At 75.4% G+C, this 2,224-nt stretch carries 3 protein-coding genes; all 3 read right to left on the reverse strand.

From position 1 onward, the window contains the following. On the reverse strand, positions 1 to 414 hold a 414-nt coding region (locus WCS02_RS19775), incomplete at its 3' end, for a DnaJ domain-containing protein (RefSeq protein WP_340295993.1). A gap of 52 nt (positions 415 to 466) precedes the next feature. Then, the gene (locus tag WCS02_RS19780) at positions 467 to 1,681 is read right to left on the reverse strand and encodes an EAL and HDOD domain-containing protein (protein WP_340295994.1); all 1,215 of its coding nucleotides are present in this window, start codon (positions 1,679 to 1,681) and stop codon (positions 467 to 469) included. Positions 1,682 to 1,724: 43 nt separating this feature from the next. Beyond that, the coding region (gene grpE / locus WCS02_RS19785) for a nucleotide exchange factor GrpE (RefSeq protein ID WP_340295995.1) at positions 1,725 to 2,224 on the reverse strand (500 nt) is incomplete at its 5' end.

The following is a 2,224-nucleotide window of genomic DNA, read 5'->3' on the forward strand; positions in this document are numbered from 1 at the left end:
GCGGGCGAGCAGGTCGTCGAACCCCCCCGACCCGACCGCGCGGCGGCGCTGCCCGGGGGGGGCGCGACCGCGGCCGGCACCGGGCGACCCGGCGCCGAACATGCCGCCGAAGATGTCCTCGAAGCCTGCGCCGCCGGCGCCGCCCGGCCCGCCGCTGCCCGCGGTGAACCGCGCGCCGGAGCGCATCGCCCGGACCGCGTCGTACTGCTGGCGCTTCTCGGGGTCCGAGAGCACCGAGTAGGCCTCGCCGACCTCCTTGAACCGCTTCTCCGACGCCGCGTCACCGCCGTTGGCGTCGGGGTGGTGCGTGCGGGCGAGCGTGCGGTACGCCTTCTTCACGGCCGCGGCGTCGGCGGTCTTCGGCACGCCGAGCACGCCGTAGAAGTCCTTCTCGAGCCAGTCCTGTCCAGTCATCGTGACCCCGATGGTGCAAGGTTGCGTCGGGTCGTGTCAAGTTTGGCGCGCGTCACGCGGTGAGCGACGCGGCGGTGCGCAGCGACTCCCGCAGGGCGTCGAGGTAGACGTGGGACACCTCGAACGGCACGAAGCCGTTGGCGACGACGACGGCCGGGTTGGCCCGCTCGTGGCCGACGACCGCGCGCAGCGCCATGCCGACCGGGCCCTCGCCGTGGAGCACTGCGGCGGCGATCGACGGGTCCACCCCGCTGGAGCGCAGCGTCTCGGCCGGGTCGGTGCCGAGCACCTCCGACACCGCGGACAGCAGGCCGGCGGTGTAGGCGACGTCGCGCTGGCGAGGGACCAGGCGGGCGCAGGCGCCGGCGCGGGTGAGCATGGTGACGACCTGCTCGTGCGGCAGCCGCTTGGCCCCGCCGAGCACCATGAGCACGACCCAGGCGCTGAGCTTGCGGGGGCCGAGGAGCACCACGGCCTGCTGGACCGAGCGCACGGGCCGGCCCACGCCGGCGGGGCTGCCGGCCATCCGCAGCACGCGCAGGGCGAGCCCCGGGTCGGAGGACACGAGGGTCTCCAGCTCGGCGGTCTCCGCCTCGCTGGCGAGCGCGCCCAGCAGGCGCAGGCAGACCGCGTCCGACGGCGACATCGACGACGTGGCGACGACCTGCGGGCGGTCCAGGTGGTAGCCCTGCAGCAGGTCCGCGCCGGCCGCGACCGCGAGGGCCGCGTCGGCGGCGTCCTCGATCCGCTCCACGACGACCTGGATGCCGGGGTGGAGCTCCCGGGCGCGTGCGACCAGGGCGACGAGGTTCTCGGGCCCGGTCTGGGGCAGGTCGATCTTCACGAGGTCGGCCAGCCGCACGAGGGCGTCGCGCTCCGGCGTGCCGTCCCAGTCGTCGGCGGCGACGCGGTACCCCGCGGCCCTGAGGGCGACGATGCCCGCGAGGACCTCGTCGTCGAGCGGGACGTGCTCGAGGACCTCCACGACGACCTGCCCGGGCAGGTCGGGCAGGGCGATGTCGCCCACCAGGTAGGCCCGGGTGACGTTGAGGAACAGCGGCCGCGAGCCGGCGATGTCGCTCACGCCGAAGTCGCCGAACACCGCGCTGATCACCTGGGCGGTGGCGGCCTCGTGGTCCGCCTCGCTCTGCAGGACGTCGATGGGCATCTGCCGGAAGAGCAGCTCGAAGGCGACCAGGCCGCCGTCCGCCGCATGGATGCCCTGACGGCCGACGAGGACCGTGCTCAGGGTGGAGTCGATGCTCACCGTCACACGGTCCTCGTCGGCAGGGTGCCCGTCGGCCTTGACCCTAGGAGGGGCTCGCCACCGCGACACGCGCCGGACGGAGCACACGTTCACCCGTCCGGTAGCCCCGCTGGAGCACCTGGGTGCACGTGGGGACGTCCACCTGGGTGGCGCCGTCCTGCAGCAACGCCTCGTGCAGCGCCGGGTCGAACACGTCGCCGGCCTCGCCGAACGGCTCCAGGCCGAGCCGGCGCAGCGTGGCGTCGAGCTTGTCGGCCACCGAGGCGAACGGCCCGGTCAGGTCGCCGTGCGTGCGGGCGCCGTCGATGTCGTCGAGCACGGGCAGCAGCGCGAGCAGCACCGCCGCCTTCCCCTGCTCGCCGGCGACGTCGCGGTCCCGCTCGACCCGGCGGCGGTAGTTGACGAACTCCGCACGCTCGCGGAGCAGGTCGCCGAGGCGCTGCTCCGCCAGCCCGAGCGCGTCGCCCAGCGGGTCGGACCCGTCGGCCGCACCGGCCCCGCCCGCGGGGGCGGCCGCGGCCGCCTCCGCGGAGGTGCCGGCCA

This window comes from Aquipuribacter hungaricus (genome assembly GCF_037860755.1).
Classification (GTDB): Bacteria; Actinomycetota; Actinomycetes; order Actinomycetales; family JBBAYJ01; genus Aquipuribacter; species Aquipuribacter hungaricus.